This is a genomic window from Bacteroides sp. 1001136B_160425_E2, from assembly GCF_015559655.1.
GTDB lineage: Bacteria > Bacteroidota > Bacteroidia > Bacteroidales > Bacteroidaceae > Bacteroides > Bacteroides luhongzhouii.
In genome coordinates this window covers 33,741-56,991 of the sequence record NZ_JADMQH010000018.1, presented here as the reverse complement: position 1 = coordinate 56,991, position 23,251 = coordinate 33,741, and the positions used below count along the sequence as shown (strand labels likewise).

The following is a 23,251-nucleotide window of genomic DNA, read 5'->3' as shown; positions in this document are numbered from 1 at the left end:
CACATAGATATTCACCCCCTTTCTATTTTTATCAATATAAAAAGTATGACTTTAAAGAAAATAGTTTTTGTTGTTTTTGGAGTATGTCCTTTCCTGATACAACTACAAGCTCAAGAAATTGCACAGCGACAAGCCAACTATGAATTGACTGATAAATTCCAGGATTTCACTTTAGGAGGCAAATTGTCTAATATTAGTTTATTGGTTTACCCTCGAGAAATAAACAATACAGATAATTTCTGGTTTGAGTTTCAAACAACATCAGGCAAGGAATATTATTATGTGATGCCTGCTGCAGGAAAACGTGAACCTTTATTTGACAAAGGGAAAATGGCTATGCAGTTAAGTGAATTTACCAAAGGTGTAGTAGATAGAAATAAACTGGATATCTCATCTGTGACTTTTGCTAAAGACCAAGGCTCGTTTGAATTTGATTATAAGAGTAAACGATACAGCTATAATCGTCTGACGGGCAAGTTGACATTAGTAGAGAAGAAGGAAGAAAAGAAGGAGCCGGAAGAACCCGTATATAGCTGGATGACTTTTTCACCTGATAAAAAGTATATTCTGTATGCTAAGAATCACAACCTGTATGTAAAAGGAAATAAAGCATTGGGAGTGGATACAACCGAGGTACAGTTGACTACGGATGGAGTGGAAAACTTTTCTTATGCTCGTGAAGAAGAGGCCGGGGAGAACGGAGAAGTGCCGACAACAGCACTTTGGTGTCCGGATAATCGTCATATTTATGTGGTACGTGATGATAACCGTTTGTTGCGGGATTTTTGGGTAATTAATTCATTGGAAGATTCTCCTTCATTGATAAAGTATAAATATGAGTTTCCAGGTGACAAGTATGTTACTCAAAATGAATTGGCGATTATCGATATTGTAGAAAAAACGGTAAAGAAGGCGAAGATAGATAAATGGAAAGATCAATATATAAAGCCTCTTCATGTTACTTCGGATAGCAAATACTTGTTTTTTGAACGTACTAAGCGTACTTGGGATGAAGTAGATGTATGCTCTGTTAATCTGTCAACTTTGGAAGTGAAAGAAATTATTCACGAAGAAGATAAGCCATATCGTGACCCGCATGCTCGTAATGTTGCGATCTTAAATGATGGAAAAGATATTCTGTTCCGTTCAGAACGTACTGGTTGGGGGCATTATTATCACTATGATGGAGAAGGAAATCTCAAGAATGTGATGACTTCCGGTGAATGGGTAACAGGATATATTAATTCTATTGATACGTTGAAACGCAAAGTTTATCTGTATGGATATGGAAAAGATAAAAAAGTAAATCCTTTCTATTACATGCTTTATGAGGTTGACATTGACAGAGAAGGAGTAACTCCTTTGAGCACGGAAGACGGACAGCATAATGTGAATTTCTTGAAATCTCATAATTACTATGTTGATACCTATTCAAGAGTGGATATGGAGCCTAAGATTATGTTGAAGGATCGAAGAGGCAAGGTGATTATGGAACTGGCAAAACCGGACCTGGACCTGGTCTATGCGTCAGGTTGGAAAAAACCGGAACGTTTTGTCGTGAAAGCTGCTGATAATATTACCGATTTGTATGGGGTGATGTGGAAACCGTCTAACTTTGACCCGGAAAAGAAATATCCGATTATTTCAGTCGTTTATCCCGGACCTTATTTTGGATTTGTACCTACAAGTTTTACGTTGGATGATAGTTATTGTACTCGTATGGCGCAGCTTGGTTTCATTGTAATTACAGTAGGACATAGAGGTGATACGCCGATGCGTGGCAAAGCATACCACCGTTATGGTTATGGCAATATGCGTGATTATCCGCTGGCAGATGATAAATATGCGATTGAACAGTTAGCTCAACGTCATGCGTTTATTGACGGTAAGAAAGTCGGTATTTATGGGCACTCTGGTGGTGGATTTATGGCTGCGGCTGCTATTTGCACTTATCCGGACTTTTATACGGCTGCTGTTTCTTGTTCCGGTAACCATGATAATAATATCTACAATCGTGGTTGGGGAGAGTGTTATAATGGTGTGAAAGAAGTGGAAAAGGTAGTGAAAGACAGTCTGGGTAATGAGACAAAAGAGTACGAGTATAAGTTTAGCGTGAAGTCGAATGCAGAAATTGCCAAGAATCTGAAAGGTCATCTGATGCTTGTAACAGGAGATATGGATAAGAATGTGAATCCAGCACACACTTATCGTATGGCTAAGGCACTTATTGAAGCTGGTAAAGACTTTGATATGTTGGTGATACCAGGGGCTGGTCATGGATATGGTTCTGCTGATAAGTATTTTGAAAGGAAAATGTATCGCTTCTTTGCCAAACATTTACTGGGCGATGCTCGTGCAGACTGTTGGGAAGACATAAACCGTAGTAAATAAGACAATAAACTATATGAAGAACTCTTTCTTTAGCTATTTGTGTTTGGTAGTTGTGCTGCTATCATACACCTCTGCCGGAGCACAACAAAAAGCGAAAGATCAGCCTGCGGAACAACAGTCTCATTTATTGAAACCGTTGGATATAGCAGCTTGTATGTCGTGGAAGCGCGTTGAATCACCAGATATTTCCCCGACAGGTCGATGGGTGACCTATCGCATTGCTCCCATGGAATATAATCCGGATGACAAGGAGTCGAAAATATTGCATTTGTTTGATTCGCGTACACGAAAAGAAATGGTATTGCCTGATGTCGAACAGATCCAATATTATGATGCAGACCGAGCTGTTTATTACGAACAAGCGGATACTGCCGGAAATATGAAGACCATATTGATGTCGTTACCTTCCGGAGTGAAGACGGAGTGGACGTATAAAGAATCTTTCCGCCCTGTGGAAGGGGGTCCTTATTCGGTGTCTGTGACCAATGTACCGGAAGATACGGTCAACCATATTCCGTCTTTCGATTGTTTGGTGGTACGTCACCTTAAGACTGGAACTGCATTTCAGATTGATAGTATAGGTTATTATACGCTGTATAATCAGAATCGTTCGATTCTTTTTATTCGTAAACAAGCCAAAGGAAATGCTTTGTGTTATGGCCCGTTGGTAGGTCCCTACCGAACTATTTATCAAAGTTCTGTCAAGAAAGAACCTTCTTCTTTCAGTCTTGACAAAGAACGGATGACCGGAGAGTTTACGGTGAAGGATTCATTATGGTATAATTTCTCTTTGAAGAATAATACTTGCGACCTTGTATTCGACCGTAAGGGGATTGTCATTCCTGCGGGAATGGAACTTGTCCGGGCTAATCTGTCAAGTAGCCAGAAGTTTCTGACAATGGAACTCAGACCTTATCAGGAAAAAGTAAATAAAGCTAAGAAAGAAGAGGAAATAAAGCCGGATAAGAGTTTTGAACTGGAGTTGTGGACTTGGGATGAATATGAAGTACCTACTTTGCAGACGCGCGACCGTTATTCCCATCCTCAATATTCGAAATATATCTATGATGTTGCTTCCCAAAAATTGACGGAAGTAGCTCCCGGGCATGCTGATTTGTTGGAGCCGGATCGTGCGGAAGAGATTCATTATGTACTTTATACAGACGAAACGCCTTATCGTGCGCAGAAAGACTGGCTTAATGAAATGCCGTTTGACATCTATTCTGTGAATATACATACGGGAGAAAAGCAATTGGTAGGACGTAGCTACCGGACAAGACCGAGGTGGTCGGTGAACGGCAAATGGGCTGTGATGTATGATCCTGTTGCACAAGTATGGAATAAGTTTGATGGAAAAACGGGTGAGGTTACTGATATTTCAACAGCTATTGGTTATCCGGTATTCGAGGAAACTTATGACAAACCGAATCCTGCACCAGCTTATGGTATTGCTGGTTGGACTGCTGATGGTAATAATGTGTTGATTTACGACGCTTATGACTGGTGGAAGATAGATTTGACCGGAGAACGTCAGCCGGAATGTATCACTAAGGGGTATGGTCGCAAAAATCAGAGATCTATCCGTAAAATGACTAGCAATATTGATAAAGAAGTATTCAATCCGGACGAGACGATTATAGTTAGTGTATGGGATGAAAACACAATGGATGAAGGTATTTATTCACTTGACATGAAAGGTCGCTTGAAGAAGCTCACAGAAGGTCCTTATATCTATTCAATTCATCGTTTTTCTGACAATCAGAAGTATTGTATCTGGAATCGTCAGAATATATCAGAATTCCGTGATCTGTGGTGGAGTAAATCGGATTTCTCTGATCCGGTTCGTATAACGAATGCTAATCCTCAACAAAGTGAATACAAATGGGGTACTGCAAAGTTAGTGGAATGGACTAATTATGAGAATAAGCCTAACAAGGGAATACTTTACCTGCCGGAAGATTATGACGCTAAGAAAGAATATCCCGTATTGGTACAGTTCTATGAAACACATTCCGGAGGACTGAACACTTATCACGCTCCTATGTTGAGTAGCGCAATGGCGGATGTGATGTACTTTGTAAGTAATGGGTACATTGTATTTATGCCGGATGTGCATTTCACCATAGGAACACCGGGACAGAGTAGTTATGATGCAGTAGTGAGCGGTACGAAATACTTGATAGAGCAGGGGATAGCGCACCCGGGAAAGATAGGTCTTCAGGGACATAGTTGGTCAGGTTTCCAAACTAGTTATCTGGTGACGAAGACGGATATATTCGCTTGTGCTAATATCGGGGCTCCTATTACTGATATGGTAACCGGTTATTTGGGTATTCGTGGTGGAAGTGGTTTACCGCGTTATTTCATGTATGAAGAATGGCAAAGCCGTATGGGAAAGAGTCTGTGGGAAGCCAAAGATAAGTATTTGGCAAGCTCTGCTATCGTGGAAGCTGATAAGATACATACTCCATTATTAATTTGGCATAATGATAAGGATGAGGCTGTTGCCTATGAACAAGGTCGTGCACTTTATTTAGCTATGCGTCGTTTACAACGTCCGGCATGGCATCTTAATTACAAAGGTGAAGGGCATTTTCTTGGTAATCAGGCTGCACAGAAAGACTGGACTATCCGGATGAAGCAGTTCTTTGATTATTACCTGAAAGGAACAAAAGAGCCGCGTTGGATGAAAGAGGGTATTCATCTAAGAGAACGCGGAATTGATCAGAAATATGATTTACTAGAAAAATAAATAAAATGAAGAAACTATTAATGACAGTTATGGCTCTGTCTTGCTTTGCATTCAGCAGCTATGGACAGAAAGTGGAGAAACAAATTATTGGTAAATGGTGCAATCCTTATACCTATGAATCTACAGGGGAACTCAAAGGGTTTGAGTTTAAAAAAGGCGGTAAATGTTCTGCTATCAATGTACCGTCTTTAGACCTTAGAACATGGAAGATAGACAATGGCTATTTGATTATAGAAGGATTTAGCAAAGAAGACAACGGAAAAGTAGAAGTGTATAAAACACGTGAACGTATTGGTTATGTAACCTCAGATTCATTGGAATTGGTTGTTCAGGAAGCACAGCCGCGGCTAGCCTTTCTGTATCTGAACATGAAATCAATCAAGAAATTGGTTACTCCAGAAGTAGCCCCTGATAAGAAGTAATAAATCTCTCTCTTAAATATAATTTAGTGTTTAATATTAGCATGTTGTTGCTAATGAAAGCGCCTCGTCGTAGTGATTACGATAGGGTGCTTTTTATTTTTTTAGTATCAGAGTTGTAACTTATTATGTAAATCTTTATCGAATTCTTGCGATATGCTCTGAACGATTTTATAGTGTATTTAGTATGGAATATCGCTATTTAATTGTATTTTTGGCACAAAATACCCAAAATGGATAGCAAAGAGATTTCCATAGAACAGATAAATAAACTGGATGCTACAGCTTTCCGTATGCTTTATAAGACTTATTATAAGGCATTGGTTTGTTATGCAATACAGATAACAGGGGAATCTGGAGTTGCGGAGGATATTGTGCAAGAACTGTTTTCTACCATTTGGGAAAAGCAAATGTCATTTAAGTCATTGGTGTCATTTAAGGCCTATTTATATAATTCCGTTCGGAATGCTTCAATTGATTATCTCAAGCATAAGGATGTTGAATTTGATTATTTGCAAAAGATTATCGAATCACATCAGGCATACAGAGTCGGAGATGAGGAAGAAGATGATTTCTTCACAGAGGAGATTTTTCGTCAACTTTTTATGACCATTGACTCTTTGCCGGAACGTTGCAAGCAAGTCTTTTTGTTGTATATGGAAGGTAAGAAGAATGAGGAAATAGCAGCCGCACTTTATGTTTCTCTCGAGACCGTTAAGACACAAAAGAAACGGGCAATGTCTTTTCTCAGGAAAAAATTAGGCTCATATCATTTTGCACTGCTTTTGTCTATTCTTCCATAAAAAAAGATGTTTTCTGAAAAAAAATAGCTTTAACTTGTCCCTCATTTTATTTGTTTAGTCGTCTTTTATATAATAATGCAAAATATATAATGGAACGCAAAAGAAATATAAATTCTGTAATTCATGATCAGCTACTAGGACAGCTTTCAGAAGAAGAAAAGAAACGATTGCAGGCTTGGATTGAAAGTTCTCTAGACAATAAAAAGAATTATGAATGTCTAATGCAAGATACTGAGTTGTCTGAAAGATATCGTCAGTTTGCAACAGTAGACGAGGAACAGGCTTGGGAAATCTTTCAGGAAAAACATTTTCAAGTTCGTGGAATCTATCGCAGGATGCTTTGGAAATATGCGGCTATCCTTATGATACCTATAATTATTGGTGCTGCTATTTGGATGGGAATGTGGCGAAATGCCGATACCGGACCCGTAAGAGTACAGGACGATCAATTGGCAATGTTGCGGTCGGAAAAGATGGGAAAGCAGAAAGCTACTCTTGTATTGCCCGGTGGGCAGAAAATTGAATTGAAATCAGTTACCAATCAATCATTGCAGGACTCGGCTATCTTGTCGGTGCCGTCTCCTAAAGTTGTGAAAGAAACGCAATCAGAAAATGAAGAAGTCTCTGTTACTGACAATAATAAATTAGTCACTTACGATGATAGTGAATTTTGGCTCACCTTTGAGGATGGAACAAAAGTTCATTTGAATTATAATACGACTTTAAAGTATCCGTCGCATTTTAGCGCAGTTAGCCGTACTGTTTATCTGGACGGAGAGGCTTATTTTCAAATAGCTAAAGATGATAAACGTCCGTTTCGGGTTATAACGGCAAATGGGATTGTCAAGCAATATGGTACCTCTTTTAATGTCAATACACATGTAGCCGGAGTCACGAAAGTGGTACTGGTGGAAGGGTCTATCAGTGTTCTTCCTAATCAAGGAGATGAACATAAGATACATCCGGGAGAACTGGCTGTACTAAATGGAGTAACACAGGAGGTTCAAATCAGTAAGGTAGATATAGAGCCTTATATTGCTTGGAATAGTGGACGTTTTGTATTTGATAATTGTTCTTTGGAAACCCTTATGGAGGTGATATCTCGTTGGTATGATAAGAAAGTTATGTTTGAAGATGAAGATATAAAGACAACACGTTTTACAGGTGATCTTGATCGTTATGGTTCCATAATTCCTATATTAAAAGCAATTCAAAGAGTTACTCATCTGAAAATGGATGTTGAAGGCGAAGCTATTATTATTAGAAGAGAATAAACAATTATTAACCACATTTACTAAAAAAGGAGGAGTCCATGCAAATAAAAAGGGCCAGAGAGCGTATTGTGATGTCTCTCTGTATTATTTTTCTGTTGTTCGCACCGATATCGGCAACAGCGCAGTCTAATTCAATGAAAGTATCCCTTAATTTAAAGTCTGCATCAGTTAAAGAGTTTTTTGATGCAGTGAAAGCTCAGACAGGCTTGAACTTTATTTATAACACTGAGCAAGTAAAGAGTATGTCTCGTATCACGATCCAAAGTAAGGGGCAACCTATCACTGAAGTTTTGGATAAAGTATTGGCTAATACAGGCTATACTTACGAGATTGAAGGCAATATTGTGACTATTGTATATCAACAGCCAAAAGAGAAGAAAAAAACTTTCACTGGAGTTGTTGTAGACGAAGGAGGGGAACCCTTGCCCGGTGTTACTGTTCTGATTATAGGGAAAGAGAAGAATATCGGCACGATGACAGATGCGGAAGGGGCTTTTTCTTTGGGGCTGCCTAACAAGGAGGTTATTGTGCGTATTTCTTTCGTCGGGATGCAACCGATAGAGATTAATACCGCAAAGTTGAATTTGGACAAGACGCATACATTTCGGTTGAAACCGGACTCAAAGCAATTGGATGAAGTGGTGGTGACCGGCTATGCGAAAATCAGTAAGAACAGTTTTACAGGTACGTCTGTAACGGTATCTGCCGATCAATTGATGTCCGTTTCAAAGACAAACGTACTGGGTGCTTTGCAGGTGTTCGACCCTTCATTCCGTATTGCGGAGAACAATTTAGCCGGCTCGAACCCTAACAATGTCCCCGAGCTTTACATCCGTGGACGTTCCGGTATCGGGACAACAGAACTGGACGCGGAGAGTCTCTCAAAATCGGCATTAAAGAATAATCCGAATCTTCCTACGTTTATTATGGACGGTTTTGAAATCAGTGTACAAAAACTGTATGATATGGACCCGAGCCGTATTGAAAGTATAACAATTTTGAAAGATGCGGCCGCTACAGCTATGTATGGTTCACGTGCTGCTAATGGGGTGGTTATTATTACAACTGTGACTCCGAAGCCGGGAAAAATTAATGTAAATTATAATTTTACCGGTACATTGGAATATCCGGATCTAACGGATTATAATTTAATGAACGCCCGGGAGAAATTGCAGACAGAAGTTGCGGCAGGACTGTTTAAGGCCGACCCGGAAAGTAATACATTTGTTTCCGATCAAGCGTCATTGGATGGAGTTTATAATAAGAAATTGAATAATGTAGTTCGTGGTGTAGATACTTATTGGTTGTCAAAGCCCTTGCGTACTGTGTTTAACCACAAGCACAGTCTTTATTTAGATGGTGGAACAGATGATTTACGATGGGGAGTTGACCTTTCTTATAATAAGGATGCCGGTGTGATGAAGGAATCCTATCGCGACCGTATGTCTGCCGGTCTGTCATTATCTTATCGTTTGGGCTCTTTCCAGCTACGTAATTATTTCTCATATACTTACACGAATTCGGCAGATTCTCCTTATGGCAGCTTTTCTGATTATACGTCCAAACTGCCTTATGATGAATATCAGGATGAATTTGGAAATTATCTGAAGACAACTTATGGCTGGAACGGCACAAGCGGTTCGGAAAATCCTTTGTATGAGGCTACACTTGGTAATTATAGCCGCGATAAATCATGGGAGTTAATCAATAATGTTGAGTTGTTGTGGAATATTAATCACTATTGGCTGTTAAAAGGGCAATTTAGCATCACAAAGTCCAATTCGGAAGCAAACGACTTTTTGGATCCGCGTTCAAAAAAGAATGCTGAGATTCTAGGGCTTACCAATGTGATATCCGGACAGTTGGATGTTACGACAAATAAAAGTGTAGGATGGGATGCTACAATGACATTGTCTTATAATCGTACTATTAAAAAGAATAGTTTGAACTTCCTGGCAGGTGTAAATGCTACTTCAAGTACTGGAGACGGGCTTGCGATTTCTTATCGTGGTTTTCCTTCTGGTTCCCTTTCTTCTCCAGGATATGCGCATTCTATTTATGGTAACCCTTCTGCTTCCGATGCAAAGAGCCGTTTGTTAGGTGCGTTGGGGACTTTCAACTATTCGTACGATGATGTTTATCTGGCAGACGTATCTGTTCGTTTTGATGGTAATTCGGAATTTGGCTCTGATAAACGTTTTGCTCCTTTCTTCTCTGGTGGTGTTGGGCTTAATGTTCACAACTATAAGAGTCTGAAGGATTGGGAATGGCTTAATCGTTTCAAGATACGTACTACTTATGGTGTGACGGGTAAGGTTAACTTTTCTCCTTATGATGCTCAGACCATGTACCGGATTGTGAATGATAATTGGTATAAAACAGGTGTTGGCGCTTCTCTGATTGCATTAGGTAATTCCAATCTGGGATGGGAAAAAACAGGTAACTGGGATATAGGTGTTGATCTGGATTTATTCAATGGTTTGTTTCAAATGGATTTTTCTTATTATCGTAAGAAAACGGTAGATTTGGTGAACAATGTTACTTTGCCAAGTTCGACAGGCTTCACTTCCTATAAGGATAATATTGGTGAGGTGATGAATAAAGGTGTCGAAATTCAGTTGAGGAGTACAATTCTGAATACAAAAAACTGGTTTGTTGCTGTATTTGCGAACATCGCCCACAATAAAAACGAGATACTGAAAATCTCTGATAGTTTGAAAGACTATAATAACAAAGTGTTAGCTAAATATGACAACTATGATGATGCCTGGAACAGAACCAACGTAGATTATGCCAATACACATCTGCAGTATGTGGAGGGTGGCTCATTGACTTCTATATTCGGAGTTCGTTCTTTAGGTATTAATCCGGCAGATGGTCAGGAAATCTTTGTTAAGAGAGACGGATCCATAACATACGATTGGAGTGCAGCGGACCAAGTGGTTATCGGTAACGAAGAACCTAAGGCACAAGGTACATTCGGGGTGAATCTGCGATGGAAGAATTTTACATTATTTTCCACCTTTATGTATGAATTTGGCGGGCAGCGTTACAATTCAACATTGGTAAGTAAAGTGGAGAATGCCCGTATTTCTTCTCAGAATGTAGACCGCCGCGTATTGGACGGTCGTTGGCAGAATCTGGGTGACCGGACACCTTATGGTAAATTGCAGACAGAACTGATTGCAACGACACGGCCTACCAGTCGTTTTATTCAGGACTATAATGTTTTGTCGTTCAACTCATTGACGCTAGGGTATGATTTTAATACTTCTTGGTTGAAGAAGTATCATTTGGGCATGTTGCGATTGGAACTTTCAGGTAATGATTTGTTTCGGGCATCAACTGTTCGTGCGGAACGTGGGTTAGATTATCCTTATTCACGTTCATTTGCATTATCATTAAAAATGAGTTTGTAAGTTGATTTATTTTAAGTAGAACAATGATGAGTAGAAAAAGAAATATAGTGTGTTCGTTGTTTGTTATGTTACTGACGATGAGCAGTTGTAGCTGGTTGGATGTTTCTCCAAGTAATGAAGTGAATGAGGAAGACATGTTTAGCAAAGGCGATGGATATCGTAATGCGTTGAATGGGCTCTATTTGAAACTTAGCGAAAGTTCTTTTTATGGACGGAACTTGAGTTGGGGATTTATAGAGGTACTTGGTCAGCAATATCTGACAGATTTTATGGAGAGGACTTCTACCTACTATAAGGCTGCCGGATATAAATATGACGATGCAGATGTGAAGTCTGTTATTTCCGGTTTTTGGTCTACTGCTTATAATGGGATCGCCGGTTGTAATCACTTGATATTCAAGGTAAGTGAGGCGGATTTGTCTGTTTTCCAAGAGCGGGAAATGGAAAGAAATATGATTTGGGGTGAAGCATTGGCCTTACGTGCGTTGTTTCATTTTGACATCATGCGTTTGTTCGCTCCTTCTATGGAAACGGATGACGGGAAGAAATATATACCTTATGTAGACTCATATCCTGTGATTAGCACTACATATTATACAAATACGGAAATATTAAAGAAGATAGAGAGCGATTTGCTACAAGCAAGAGATTTGGTGGCGAAATGTGATATCGAAGAGCATCCCGAATGGATGGAGACTAGCTATCGCATGTTTGCTCGCGGTATGTCCAGTGAGCTTCCGGAAGAAGTGTTCTTTGCTTACCGTGGCTATCGTATGAACTATTACGCAATTACAGCTTTATTGGCAAGAGTCTATTTGTGGGAGAAGGAATATAAAAAGGCTTTTGATTGTGCGGAAGCAGTGGTGAAAGCTACTCATAATGATAGGCTTCTCTTTGGGTTTGTCGGATCATCAGAATTGGGAGGAGATGTAAAAGACTCTGAAAGTTTGATTTTTACAGTATCGAATGAAACGCTGACTGATGATTTCAAGCCTTTTATAACTTCTGATAGTAAAACACGCTTTCTCTTCAGCGGAAGCAGCATTTTTGAAGGTTCTCAGGAAGATCAGCGTGGAAGTTCTTCTATGATAGGAAATCAGGAAAGTGTTCAATATTCCAAGAAGTATACATTGGCAGAGGGAACAGATGGTTACGACATGATTCCGGTTATCCGTTTGAGTGAGATGTATTATATTATGGCAGAGTATTACGCTCGTAATGCAAACTTTATTGAAGCAGGAAAAATGCTGGATGCAGTTCGTTCTGCTCGTGGTATAATATCAAATACTTCTAATATTATTTCACTGGATGACTTCATCAGTAAATTATTGAAAGAAATCCGCAAAGAACTGATAGGTGAGGGCCAATTATATTTTCAGTACAAACGACTGAATAATAATTCTTTTGCCGATGGAGTGAAATTTGTGTTCGACCGTCCGGAGAATGAAGAAATTTAATAAGTTAATTATTTTGATTATGAATATACACATGAAACCCTTTATTTTATTATTGTTTTTGTCTTGCTGTCTTTTTTCTTGTTCAGAAGACGAGATAAAGTCTTATCATGGTGATCAGTATTTATATTTTAGCCAATTGAAAGGCACAGAAGACAAGTCTGTCAATGTGTCGTTCAATAATTATCCGCTTGATGATGAACTGACTGTAAAGATAGCTATGGGGTTGGTCGGTGATCCTTTTTCGAGTCCGGCTCCGTATAAGATCGGAATTCTTGCGGATAAGACAACAGCTTTAGCTGAAAATTATTCTTTGCCGGAAGCACCTAGTTTTAAGGCAAATTCTGCTACGGATGAATTGGAGGTTAAGTTAATAAAAACGGAAAACCTGACAGAAGATGTATCGCTTCTTCTGAAAATAGAACCTAATGATTATTTTGGAGGGAGTATCTTACATTATGATACAATTCGGATTGTATTCAACAATGTAGAAAGTCAACCGTTGTGGTGGGATAAAGAAGTGACGAATGTTTATCTTGGTACTTATTCTCGGGCAAAATACAGGGCACTGGTGCAATATGGAGGTGAAGAGGCTCTCAATTTCGGAGAACTGAATGCATCACAGAGACGTCGGTGTGCCCTGCGTTTGAAGGATGCTATTGCCGAATATGGCCTGAAAGAAGAGAACGGAAAGTCGATGACGGTACCTATTTATTAATCTGACGAATGAAATGAATATGAAGAGGATAAAATTGAAGTTAACGACGGCTATACTTTTAGGGTCGTTAATGTCATCTTGTTATGAGGATAAAGGAAATTATGATTACGAGCAAATGAATGATATTACAGTGGAAATTCCACTGGAAAGTAGCGATTGTGTATTAGGTGATGTGCTGAAAATAACTCCTGAATTGAAGTTCTCAACAGGAAAGGAAACGGAAAATTTAACTTATCTATGGACATTTGATGGACAGGAGATAGCGACAGAACGGGTATTGAACTGGACTGTTGATAAAGATGGAAAGTATAAAGATCTGCGTTTGGCAGTGAAAGACCAGACTACCGGAGTTACATATTTCGGATCTGCGCTGTTGTCTGTGATTTCCCCTTATACAACAGATGGTTGGGTAACGCTTTCCGCCAAGGAAGACGGGACTTCGATGTTAACGTATATGCGTCCTACTACGAAAGATCAAAAATACACATGTGTAGTGACAAAGGATGTATATGGTCTTTCTAATGGTGGGGCTACTTTGGGTGGCAAGCCGATTTTTATGAGCCAGCATTTTGTTTCTCCATGGGGGAGTGGTGAAGATAATACCAGTTGGTTATGGATTACTCAGCAAGGTGGGCAAGGCTGTGTCGATGTTTCCGGAAGTTCTTATCAAACGGAAGGCTATCTGCCTGCTATGTTTATTAATGGTGGCTATCCACAAGGATTTGAACCACAACGGGTGTATGATATGGTTTATCTTTCAATGGCTATCGGGAGAAACGGAGAGATTTATACTCGTGTGAAAGAGTCTCTGAATCTATTCAACTCCAATTACTTTTTGGATGATAGAGTTCTGTCATATAATGGACAGCCAATAGACGGTACAATGATAGCGATGACCCCAGAATTTTATGAACACGGAGGAGTACTGGCTTATGATAAAAATTCCAATCGATACTTGCATATAACAGACCTGAAAGCGAGTACTCTTGTTATTGGTAGTGGGATGGTAGATAAATATTATTCCGGTAATGTGTTAGCGTTGGAAACATGGGATAGTAGCGATCCTTTTGATGATATGACGGGGTATACGGTGCACTATATCGGAGCCTGTGTCGGTCCTTATGGACAAGGAGGTGGCTCTATTGGCTATATGTCTGTTATTGAAAAAGATAGTCGCTTTTTTATACAGCATTTTGAAGTTGATGATTGTAGCGGAAAATACGCTCCCGGTGCTTATATCACTACTCCTTTGCGGGAAGTCCCATTTGCGGATATCGTTAATGCAAGTACGAAAAATGTATATGCACTTTGTTATTATCAGAATTCCGGTCGTCCGTATTTATTGTTGAGTAGTGATAACGATCTTTATCTGTATTACTTTAATGGTGATAAAGGCAAACAATTAATAAAGTTTGCTACATTTGATGCCCCGATAACCGGTATTGATACTGGAGGGGGGGCTTATGAAGGCCATGCAGGAGTAGGGCTGGAAAATGGAGAATTTTATGTATTGGATTTGAGTTTATCTGTTTTGGAGGAAATCATTAAAGAAGGTGATAGTGAGAAGAAAGTCCTGTTTAAGGAAGAAGGTCTAGGAAAAATAGTACAGGTTCTGTATAAGCGTGAAAGAGCACGTGACTATGGTTCTTGGGATTAAAGAGAAAACATTGAAATTAAGATTATATGCGAAAGAAACTGTATTTATTTCTTTTAGTTGCATTGTGTGGGGCTATGATTAATCCCGCTGTAGCAAAGAAGAAAAACAAGAAGAAAGCTTCTACGGAGGCTACTGCAAAGAAGAAAGAGAAAAAAGAAACCAAGTACGACAAATTGTTTAAAGACAAGAAAGTAACGACAGCTAAAGGTTTCATTACTCTTCATCAGTTTGACAACAAGGTCTACTTTGAGTTACCGCTTAAAATTCTAAACCGGGACATCCTGTTGGGATCTACAATTGCAGAAACAACGGATAATCAGTTTGGATGCGTAGGTGAGAAGTCTGGTGATCCTTTTCTGATTCGTTTTGTGCAGCGTGATTCAACGATCACATTACGTCGTGTACAGGCAGGACAATTCTCGGATGATCGGGAGATTAAAAAACGTTTGCGAAGCAGCACAATGCCTGCTATCGCCGAGACATTCGAGATAAAGGCTTACAATAATGACAGTACTGCCGTTGTGTTTGATATGACCGGTTACCTGTTGAGCGATAAGAAAATGCTTTCTCCTTTCTCTCCTTATTCATTGATAGAAATGATGGGAGGGAGTATTGATAAGAATTTTGAAAAGGAAAGTTCTTTTATACAAGGCATCAAAGGCTTTGAGGACAATATTTGTGTCCGTTCTTTATTGACTTATAAAGTAAGCGTAGGGGCTAAAGGAAGTTATGCGATAAAAAATATGCCTTTCTCGGCTGTGATGAACCGTAGCTTTATCTTATTGCCGGAAAAACCGATGCGCCATCGTTATGCCGATCCGCGTATTGGTATTTTCGAACACTCTATTGTTGAGTTTGCTTCCGAAGGACGTGGATTACGTACTCGCCATATCGCTCATCGCTGGAATCTTGAACCGTCAGATTCTGCCGCATATCTACGTGGAGAATTGGTAGAACCTAAAAAGCCTATTATTTTCTATATTGATGATGCATTTCCGTTGAGTTGGAATAAATATATCCATAAAGGAGTTGAGGTATGGCAGAAAGCATTTGAGAAGATTGGCTTCAAGAATGCGATTGTGGCAAAGGATTTTCCTAAAAACGATCCTAACTTTGACCCGGAAAACATAAAATACTCTTGTATTCGTTATGCTCCTTCTACAGTAGCCAACGCAATGGGACCTTCTTGGATTGACCCTCGCTCAGGAGAAATTATAAACGCATCGGTAACGGTATATCATAATATTGTGCAGTTGGTTCAGTACTGGCGTTTCTTACAAACTGCCCCGGCAGATAAGGATGTTCGTGATGTGGTGTTGCGTGAAGACTTATTGGGAGACTGCATCGCCTACGTACTTTCTCATGAAGTAGGGCATACTTTGTCTCTGATGCACAATATGGCAGGTTCTTCTTCCATTCCTGTAGAGTCGTTGCGTGATCCGAAATTTACTCAGGAATATGGAACGACTTATTCTATCATGGATTATGCACGTAATAACTATATAGCACAGCCGGGCGATAAGGAAAAAGGAGTACGTATGACACCTCCTGAACTTGGTGCTTATGATTATTATGCGATCTCTTGGTTGTATAAACCAATATTTGAAGCAAAAACATCTGAAGAAGAAATTCCTATACTGGACAAATGGATCAGTGAGAAATCGGGTGATCCTAAGTATCGTTATGGTAAGCAGCAGTTCAAACGTCGTTTCGATCCGAGTTCCGTAGAAGAAGATTTGGGGGATGATCCAGTGAAAGCTTCAGAGTATGGGCGTCGTAATTTGCAATATATCCTGAAACATATTAATGAATGGGTAGCAGACAAAGATAAGGATTTTGAGTTTCGTACTGCCTTATATGATGAAATTGTCTATGGATATATACGCTATTTAAGCTTCGTATTGGCAGATATCGGAGGTATTTATTTGAATGAACGTTATGACGGAGATCAGCGTCCGAGTTATCAAACTGTGTCGAAAGAACAACAGAAGAAGGCTTTGAATTTCTTGCTGAATGAGTTGAAAGATCTTTCTTGGTTGGATGCGAATGAAACCTTGAAGGAGTTTCCTATCCGTACTTCTGTAGCTATGCAAATGGAGGATGCGATTATTGATGGTATTTTATCTCGTTGTGGTGCTGTTTCTATCTGTTCGAATAAGGCTACATCCGCTCCTTATACTCAAAAGGAATACTTGGCGGACATTGAACGTTTTGTATGGGCATCAACACGTGCTGGTAAAACTTTGACAGATACGGAGATGCGTCTGCAGATGAATTATTTGACAAAATTGATAGAGGGCTCTGTAACTGGGGTTGCTAAAAATGCGACTCGTAAAGGTATTACGGACATGTATGACATTATTAAGGTTCCTGAATGGCTGAAGGCTGCTTCGCGTGAGCGTTTTGGTATCATTTCAGAAGAATTTATGGGATGTTTTAATAATAAGCATGCTGAGATGCAGGCAGCCCGTTTGGAGGAAATTAGCGGTTTTGAAGATGATGTTGATTTAAAGGCTCCGTTGGAACCGATGGAACACGTTTATTTCGGTGAGCTGAAGAAAATCCGCAGCTTGGTTGCAGCAAGCGCTTCTACTGGTTCTGCTGATACGCAACGTCATTATCGCTTATTGTTGTACAAAATTGACCAGGCATTAAAATGATAGGAAGTATGAGAAATAGATATAGTAAGATACTTTGTTTATTGCTTCTTTTTATGTGTTGCCTGCCACAAGACGGAAATGCGTTTTGGCCTTTTAAAAAGAAGAAAAAAGAGGAAAAAAAAGAAGTATTAACACCTTATCAGAAGCTTTTCAAGGATAAGAAGGTACAGACAGCTCATGGGCTGATGACTATTCATAAGGTGGAAGATAAAGTGTATGTTGAGTTTCCGGTTGCTATGTTAGGGCGGGAACTGTTGCTGACTTCCTCTATAGAAAATACGAGTGACGGTGGGGAAGGTGCACCGGGACAGTTGGGAGGAACAGATGTACGTTTGCGTTTTGAGATGATCGATTCTACAATCGTGGCACGTATGCCTTTGTTGAGCAAACCTGTCAATACAAGTGGTGACTCTGATATTGCCCGTGCACTGAATAATTCACATAATCCGGGTATCTTCAAGAGTTTTAAAGTGTTGGCATGTACACCGGATAGTTCGGCTCTTGTAGTGAATATGAAAAGTTTATTCTTGGAAGGTTCGGCTTTTACTAAACCTTTCCCATCGACTTCAGCTAACGGCTATTATGGTTTTGTATCTCGCGACCACTCATTAGAATCTGATAAATCGTCTATCTTGGGTGTTTCCGCTTCAGGAGATAATATTACCGTTCGTGAAGAACTGGTATATAAGGTAAACCATACCTTGATGGGAGCTTATAGTATGTATGAAAATGTTCCGTTGACGGCTGTGGTAAATAAGATGTTATGTGTCTTGTCGGAAGAGCCGATGACTCCCCGTCTGGCTGATTCACGTCTTGGATTGAATACACAGTTGAAGAGTGACTTTGTCGGAGCTGGGCAAGAGGTGAAGAATATACGTTATGCAAAACGTTGGCGGATTGAACCTTCGGATTCTGCTGCTTACCGTCGGGGGGAACTGGTGGAACCGAAGAAGCAATTAGTATTCTATATTGATAGCTTGCTACCTATTAAGTGGCATTCTTATGTTAAAGCTGGAGCAGAATCTTGGAATAAAGCTTTTGAAAAGGTTGGTTTTAAGAATGTGATTTGTGTGAAGGAGTTTCCGAAAAATGATACTTTGTTTAATGCGTACAGTTTGGATTGTATGACCATCCGTTATTCTGCTTCGTGGATGAATAGTGCACAAACGACGCTTCATGTAGATGCTCGTACAGGGGAGATATTGAATGCTTCTATTCTGATCAATTCAAATATGATCAGTGTGCAATATATGGATCGTATTGCGGCAACTGCTGCGGTTGATCCTCGCGTCCGTACTGATATTTTCCCACAAGAGATACAGGGCGAGTTGATTCAGGCTGCTATTGCTCAAGCTGTAGGGACAGGATTGGGACTTGCTCCGAATTGGGGAGCTTCTGTTGCTTATCCGGTAGATTCTTTGCGTTCTGCCAGCTTCACACAAAAGTATGGTTTGGCTTCTTCTGTTATGGGAGGGGTAGTGATTAATGATGTGGCTACGGCAGATGATGTACGGAAAGGAGTGCGTTTGGTTAATACGAACCCTGGACCGTATGATGAGTTGGTTATTAAATATCTGTATCAGCCTATTTACGCTTCTTCATTACAAGAAGAGAAAGCTATCTTGGATAGCTGGATTCGTCAACACACAGGAGATCCTCGTTATGCTTATATACGTAGTCAGTCTCGTTTCGATTCAGATCCTCGTAATAGTCGTGGCGGCTTGGGAGACGATCATTTGAAGTCATTTGATTATATGCTTTCCAATATCCGTACCGGTTGTGAGAATTATTATACTTGGTTTTCAAAAGGAGACAAGGATATGACAATGCGTAAGCGGGTATATTCGGCACTTTGCGAACGATTGAACAGTCGTGTATATGCGGTTCTTTCGTATGTCGGTGGTATTTATCTGAATGATATTCGTGAGAAAGATGTGATTCCGAGTTACTCGATGGTAGACCGTGAGAAACAAAAAGCAGCATTGAACAGGGTTTTGAGCCTGGCAAAAGATCTGGATTGGATAGAGAATACAGCTCGTGCTACAGATTTCACAATTGCTGATAAGAAGACCGATATGATGCGTTTGGATATATTCAAGAATATCTTTAATCGTTTGCCTTATATCGAAGTGTGTACGGAACGTTTCCCGGAAACTGCTTATACGGCTTCCGAATATTTGGATGACATTTACAATGTAGTATGGGAAGGAACCCTGAAACATCGTCCGTTGGATAATGTTGAGAAAGCTCTGCAGACAGCTTTTCTGGAAAGTATTATTTCCACCTCTACGGTAACTGCACCTATTGGTAGCTTTAAGGCTTCAAAGACGTCATTTGCTGATAACTGGAAGTCGGAAATTAATCTGACAGCTTTACGTGAAGGAGAGAATGTAGAACATCGTTTGCGTTCTTTGCAGGCTCCTGAAGAAATAAGTGGTTTCTCTTCTGTTCCGCCTATTTATACGAATCAGACCAAAGTTGCTGCATATTATTTCGATCTGTTGATGCGTACGAAAGAGATGTTGGAAAAGAGTATTTCGGCTATGCCTGAAGCTGATCGTTCACATTATGAGCTTTTGATATATCGTATAAATAAAGCGGTAGAGATAAAATAGTAAATTTCTCTCTCTCTTAAATAAATTAGTGTTAGCATTACGTTGCTAATGAAAACGCCTCGTCGTAGTGATTACGATGAGGCGTCTTCGTTATACAGTATTTATACAGTATGTTGCAGTATAGTCTGTTTTAGTAAACCGTTTGTTTATTGAAATCGTTTGCAGTTGAGGCTTGCTTACGCTTGTCGCATAGCCAATGCCTTATTCTCCGCAGCTTCCATTATCTCCCGTTCTCCGGGACCTTTATCGTTAATGCCGCACAAGTGAAGAATTCCGTGGATAATCACACGATGTAGTTCGTCTTCGTATGAGGCACCAAACTGTTCCGCATTGGTAAGTATCGTATCCAGGCTTCGAAGAGCGCAGAAGACAGTGGCACGGGCTACAAATATGTAGTCGACCTCGACCTAGAACGTTTCTTCGATACGGTAAGCCACAGCAAGCTGATAGAAATACTCAGTCGCACCATAAATGACAGAAGGGTGGTCAGTCTGATACACAAATACTCCGTAGCGGTATAATAAACCGAGGATTGTTCGAAACCAGTACGGAAGGCACTCCTCAAGGAGGTCCTTTAAGTCCGTTGATAAGCAATATCGTGTAGAACAAGTTGGATAAGGAGCTTGAAAGTAGAGGGCTTCTATTCGTTCGTTATGCTGATGATGCTATGATATTCTGCAAATCCAAACGTGCCGCAAATCGTGTCAGGGAATCAATAATCCGATTCATAGAGGGAAAACTCTTTCTGAAAGTGAATCATGATAAGACAGTGGTGTCTTATGTAAGAGGTGTAAGGTTTCTTGGCTACTCTTTTTATGTAATGAACGGTAAATGTCTCCTGACGGTACATTTCAAATCCAAGTCCAAGATGAAATCCAAACTTAAGGAGTTGATAAGTCGAAGTAATGGATGGGGACATGAATATAGAAAATAGAGACTTAAGGAATACATAAGAGAATGGTCGGTTACTATCACTTTGCACAGATAAAACGTCTTTGTATTGAAAGCGACAAGTTGTATAGGGCTGGATATGTCAGCCTGATGGATTATTATCTCGAATGGTATCCAAAATAGGAACCGTTACGTGCTGAACCGCATGCGTGGTGGGAGAGGTCTGAAAACGAAAGTAAGAAGAAAACTACTTCGTTTTCCTCCTACTCGATTATAAAAACAATTTATGCCAAATGTATGTCTTAAGGCTTCGCACAATCTACAAGTCCTATATCAATGTATGAATAAGGAGCTTTATTCTCAAAGACTACGGCTATAATGTTGTTGCCTATTTGGAGGCATTCTTTATTAATAGTTTCTTTTGTATATTCTATTAGATTGTTTTCACTTGAATAAATTAATTTTTCATTGATCCAAATATTAACGGAGCCTGTATGGCGAAGAAATAGAGCGGGTTGCTCAGGAAGTGTATCAATGGAGAAGTCTTTTCTCATCCAAAGTTTATCAGAGGAATATTCTGAACCAACGTCACTGAATGTGCCGTGGTTCATGACTTCCGGATTTCCGAATGCGCCTTCTTTTTTATCCCATTTCGTATCCTTAAAATACATAGACTGCCAGTTACCTTTTGGCTCTGTAGTTGTAATATACCATATAGGGCGTGGATATGAGCGTTTGATAGATAAGGCTCCTTCGGGAGAAACTTCAATTGGAATAAGGGCAGGTTCGATTGCTTTCTCCATATGTGGTTGTGGGTGAAACTGCGTAGACCACCAGTTACCTTTCTTGTCTTTAAAGATATTATTATGTCCGGCATAAGTGATGGCACGATGACGATTATTGTAAGGTCCATAGATTGACCCCGATGATGTGGCAGAAAAACAGTCATACGTGCGTGCTTCTTTTCCATTGATTGTAGTGAAGGTATTCGAAGAGTTATACCATACGTATTTTTCTCCCACTTTAAGCATATTAATACCTTCTCCCCAAGGTGGAGTGGGATTAAACTTCAGTTTCCTCAAGGGCTCTGCTAGCCCACTCATATCGTCTTTCATACGGGCTATGCTATATCCGTCGCACAAATAGTAAACTGTGCCGTCCGTATCTTCGAATAGTGCTACGTCAATGTGTCCTGGTAGAGGCCCATCGGTCTTTATATCGACATAAGGACCTTCCGGTTTGCCACTTGTGCTTTTTAGTATTCCTATTCCGCCGTAATTCATTGAATAACCGATCCAGTAAGTACCTTTCAGATAATGAATCTCAGGAGCCCAGATACAACGTACCGGATCGTTATTGGGTGTTTGGGTATTAGGAGAGAGTTTGAATTCTTTCGACCAGGTAGCATCTTTTTCGAAAGTCCATACATATCCCATTGTTTCCCAGTCTTTCAGATTCTTTGAACGCCAAAGTGGGATGCCGTCGTTATACCACCAGCCGTTTGATTCGGGACTGCTTTTCAAAGGTGCAGGCAAGGTCGTGGATTTCGGTGTTCCTACCATATAATAATACTCATCTGGTGCATTCAGAATAAAAGGGTCGCGTACCCAGTTATTAAAAAGAACTCTTAGTGGAACTCCACTATATGAGTTATAATCTCGTGCTGCGGGAAGTATTATGGTAGCGTCGATAGGCTTGTCTGCCGGCTGCGGGACAGGATACCATTTTATATTATTTTCTATGTTTTCTCCCGTGTTTACATGGCTGTTTTTGGTGTTATTCTCAGCACAACCGGGAATGGACAGGCTTGCTAGAATTATTAAACCTGTGAGATGTTTCTTTTTCATGGTAATGATTTTAATTAGTAATGGATATGTGCAAATATAAGCTATTGTTATATCAGTATTTTCCTTTCTTGTAACAAGATTATTCTCTATGGTAACTAGCCCGTTTTTGAAAGATAATTTCCTTTTTTATGTTTGTATAAGGCTTTTTGAAGGGAATTGTAGGTTAAAAAGGTTTGTGGATAGGGTGATTTTAAGACAAATTTTTATGTTTGTTACAATATCGAAGTATCATGTGACAATAGGGAAAGTCGTTTGAGCAAAACACCTTTACATTTGCAATCAGTTAAGTTGACGAAAATACTAATTAAAAACACCAAGGCTTATGAAGAAACACATTGAATCGGGCTAATC

General features: G+C 39.8%; 12 protein-coding genes and 2 pseudogenes. 12 read left to right on the top strand and 2 right to left on the bottom strand.

The window, feature by feature from the left end:
• Positions 1-45 precede the first annotated feature (45 nt).
• The 11 genes from I2I04_RS17840 to I2I04_RS17790 all read left to right on the top strand — a co-directional run bounded on the left by I2I04_RS17840 (position 46) and on the right by I2I04_RS17790 (position 20,162).
• Complete coding sequence (locus I2I04_RS17840; RefSeq protein WP_195655544.1) at positions 46-2,391, top strand: S9 family peptidase; 2,346 nt, start codon at positions 46-48, stop codon at positions 2,389-2,391.
• A 13-nt stretch (positions 2,392-2,404) separates the two neighbouring features.
• A complete protein-coding gene (locus I2I04_RS17835; protein WP_195655543.1) occupies positions 2,405-5,143 on the top strand; it encodes a prolyl oligopeptidase family serine peptidase in 2,739 nt (912 codons plus the stop codon).
• A 5-nt stretch (positions 5,144-5,148) separates the two neighbouring features.
• Positions 5,149-5,565: a lipocalin family protein gene (locus I2I04_RS17830; RefSeq protein ID WP_195655542.1), complete on the top strand. Its 417-nt coding sequence runs from the start codon at positions 5,149-5,151 to the stop codon at positions 5,563-5,565.
• A 230-nt stretch (positions 5,566-5,795) separates the two neighbouring features.
• A complete protein-coding gene (locus I2I04_RS17825; RefSeq protein ID WP_143256651.1) occupies positions 5,796-6,365 on the top strand; it encodes an RNA polymerase sigma-70 factor in 570 nt (189 codons plus the stop codon).
• A gap of 89 nt (positions 6,366-6,454) precedes the next feature.
• Complete coding sequence (locus I2I04_RS17820; RefSeq protein ID WP_229127010.1) at positions 6,455-7,639, top strand: FecR family protein; 1,185 nt, start codon at positions 6,455-6,457, stop codon at positions 7,637-7,639.
• Positions 7,640-7,677: 38 nt separating this feature from the next.
• Positions 7,678-11,058 (top strand): SusC/RagA family TonB-linked outer membrane protein, encoded by a 3,381-nt coding sequence (locus tag I2I04_RS17815; RefSeq protein ID WP_143256653.1) that lies wholly within the window; start codon positions 7,678-7,680, stop codon positions 11,056-11,058.
• A 23-nt stretch (positions 11,059-11,081) separates the two neighbouring features.
• Positions 11,082-12,515, top strand: coding sequence for a RagB/SusD family nutrient uptake outer membrane protein (locus tag I2I04_RS17810; protein ID WP_074705678.1), 1,434 nt, complete (start codon positions 11,082-11,084; stop codon positions 12,513-12,515).
• A complete protein-coding gene (locus I2I04_RS17805; protein ID WP_317192948.1) occupies positions 12,502-13,230 on the top strand; it encodes a DUF4843 domain-containing protein in 729 nt (242 codons plus the stop codon). The genes I2I04_RS17810 and I2I04_RS17805 overlap by 14 nt, the downstream gene beginning before the upstream one ends.
• A 19-nt stretch (positions 13,231-13,249) precedes the next feature.
• On the top strand, positions 13,250-14,887 hold the full coding sequence (locus I2I04_RS17800; protein ID WP_195655541.1) for a PKD-like family lipoprotein: 1,638 nt from the start codon (positions 13,250-13,252) through the stop codon (positions 14,885-14,887).
• 74 nt (positions 14,888-14,961) lie between these two features.
• Entirely contained in the window at positions 14,962-17,547 is a 2,586-nt protein-coding gene (locus I2I04_RS17795) for a zinc-dependent metalloprotease (RefSeq protein WP_195472423.1), read from the top strand.
• A gap of 8 nt (positions 17,548-17,555) precedes the next feature.
• The gene (locus I2I04_RS17790) at positions 17,556-20,162 is read left to right on the top strand and encodes a zinc-dependent metalloprotease (protein WP_195472351.1); all 2,607 of its coding nucleotides are present in this window, start codon (positions 17,556-17,558) and stop codon (positions 20,160-20,162) included.
• 176 nt (positions 20,163-20,338) lie between these two features.
• Here I2I04_RS17790 and ybeY read toward each other — a convergent pair.
• Positions 20,339-20,515: pseudogene (ybeY, locus tag I2I04_RS17785) on the bottom strand (rRNA maturation RNase YbeY); the annotation flags it as partial.
• A gap of 27 nt (positions 20,516-20,542) precedes the next feature.
• Between ybeY and I2I04_RS17780 the strand changes: the two are divergent.
• A pseudogene (locus I2I04_RS17780) lies at positions 20,543-21,236 on the top strand (reverse transcriptase domain-containing protein); the annotation flags it as partial.
• A gap of 119 nt (positions 21,237-21,355) precedes the next feature.
• On the opposite strand, the gene I2I04_RS17775 reads toward I2I04_RS17780, so the two are convergent.
• Positions 21,356-22,900, bottom strand: coding sequence for a family 43 glycosylhydrolase (locus I2I04_RS17775; RefSeq protein ID WP_195655540.1), 1,545 nt, complete (start codon positions 22,898-22,900; stop codon positions 21,356-21,358).
• Positions 22,901-23,251 lie beyond the last annotated feature (351 nt).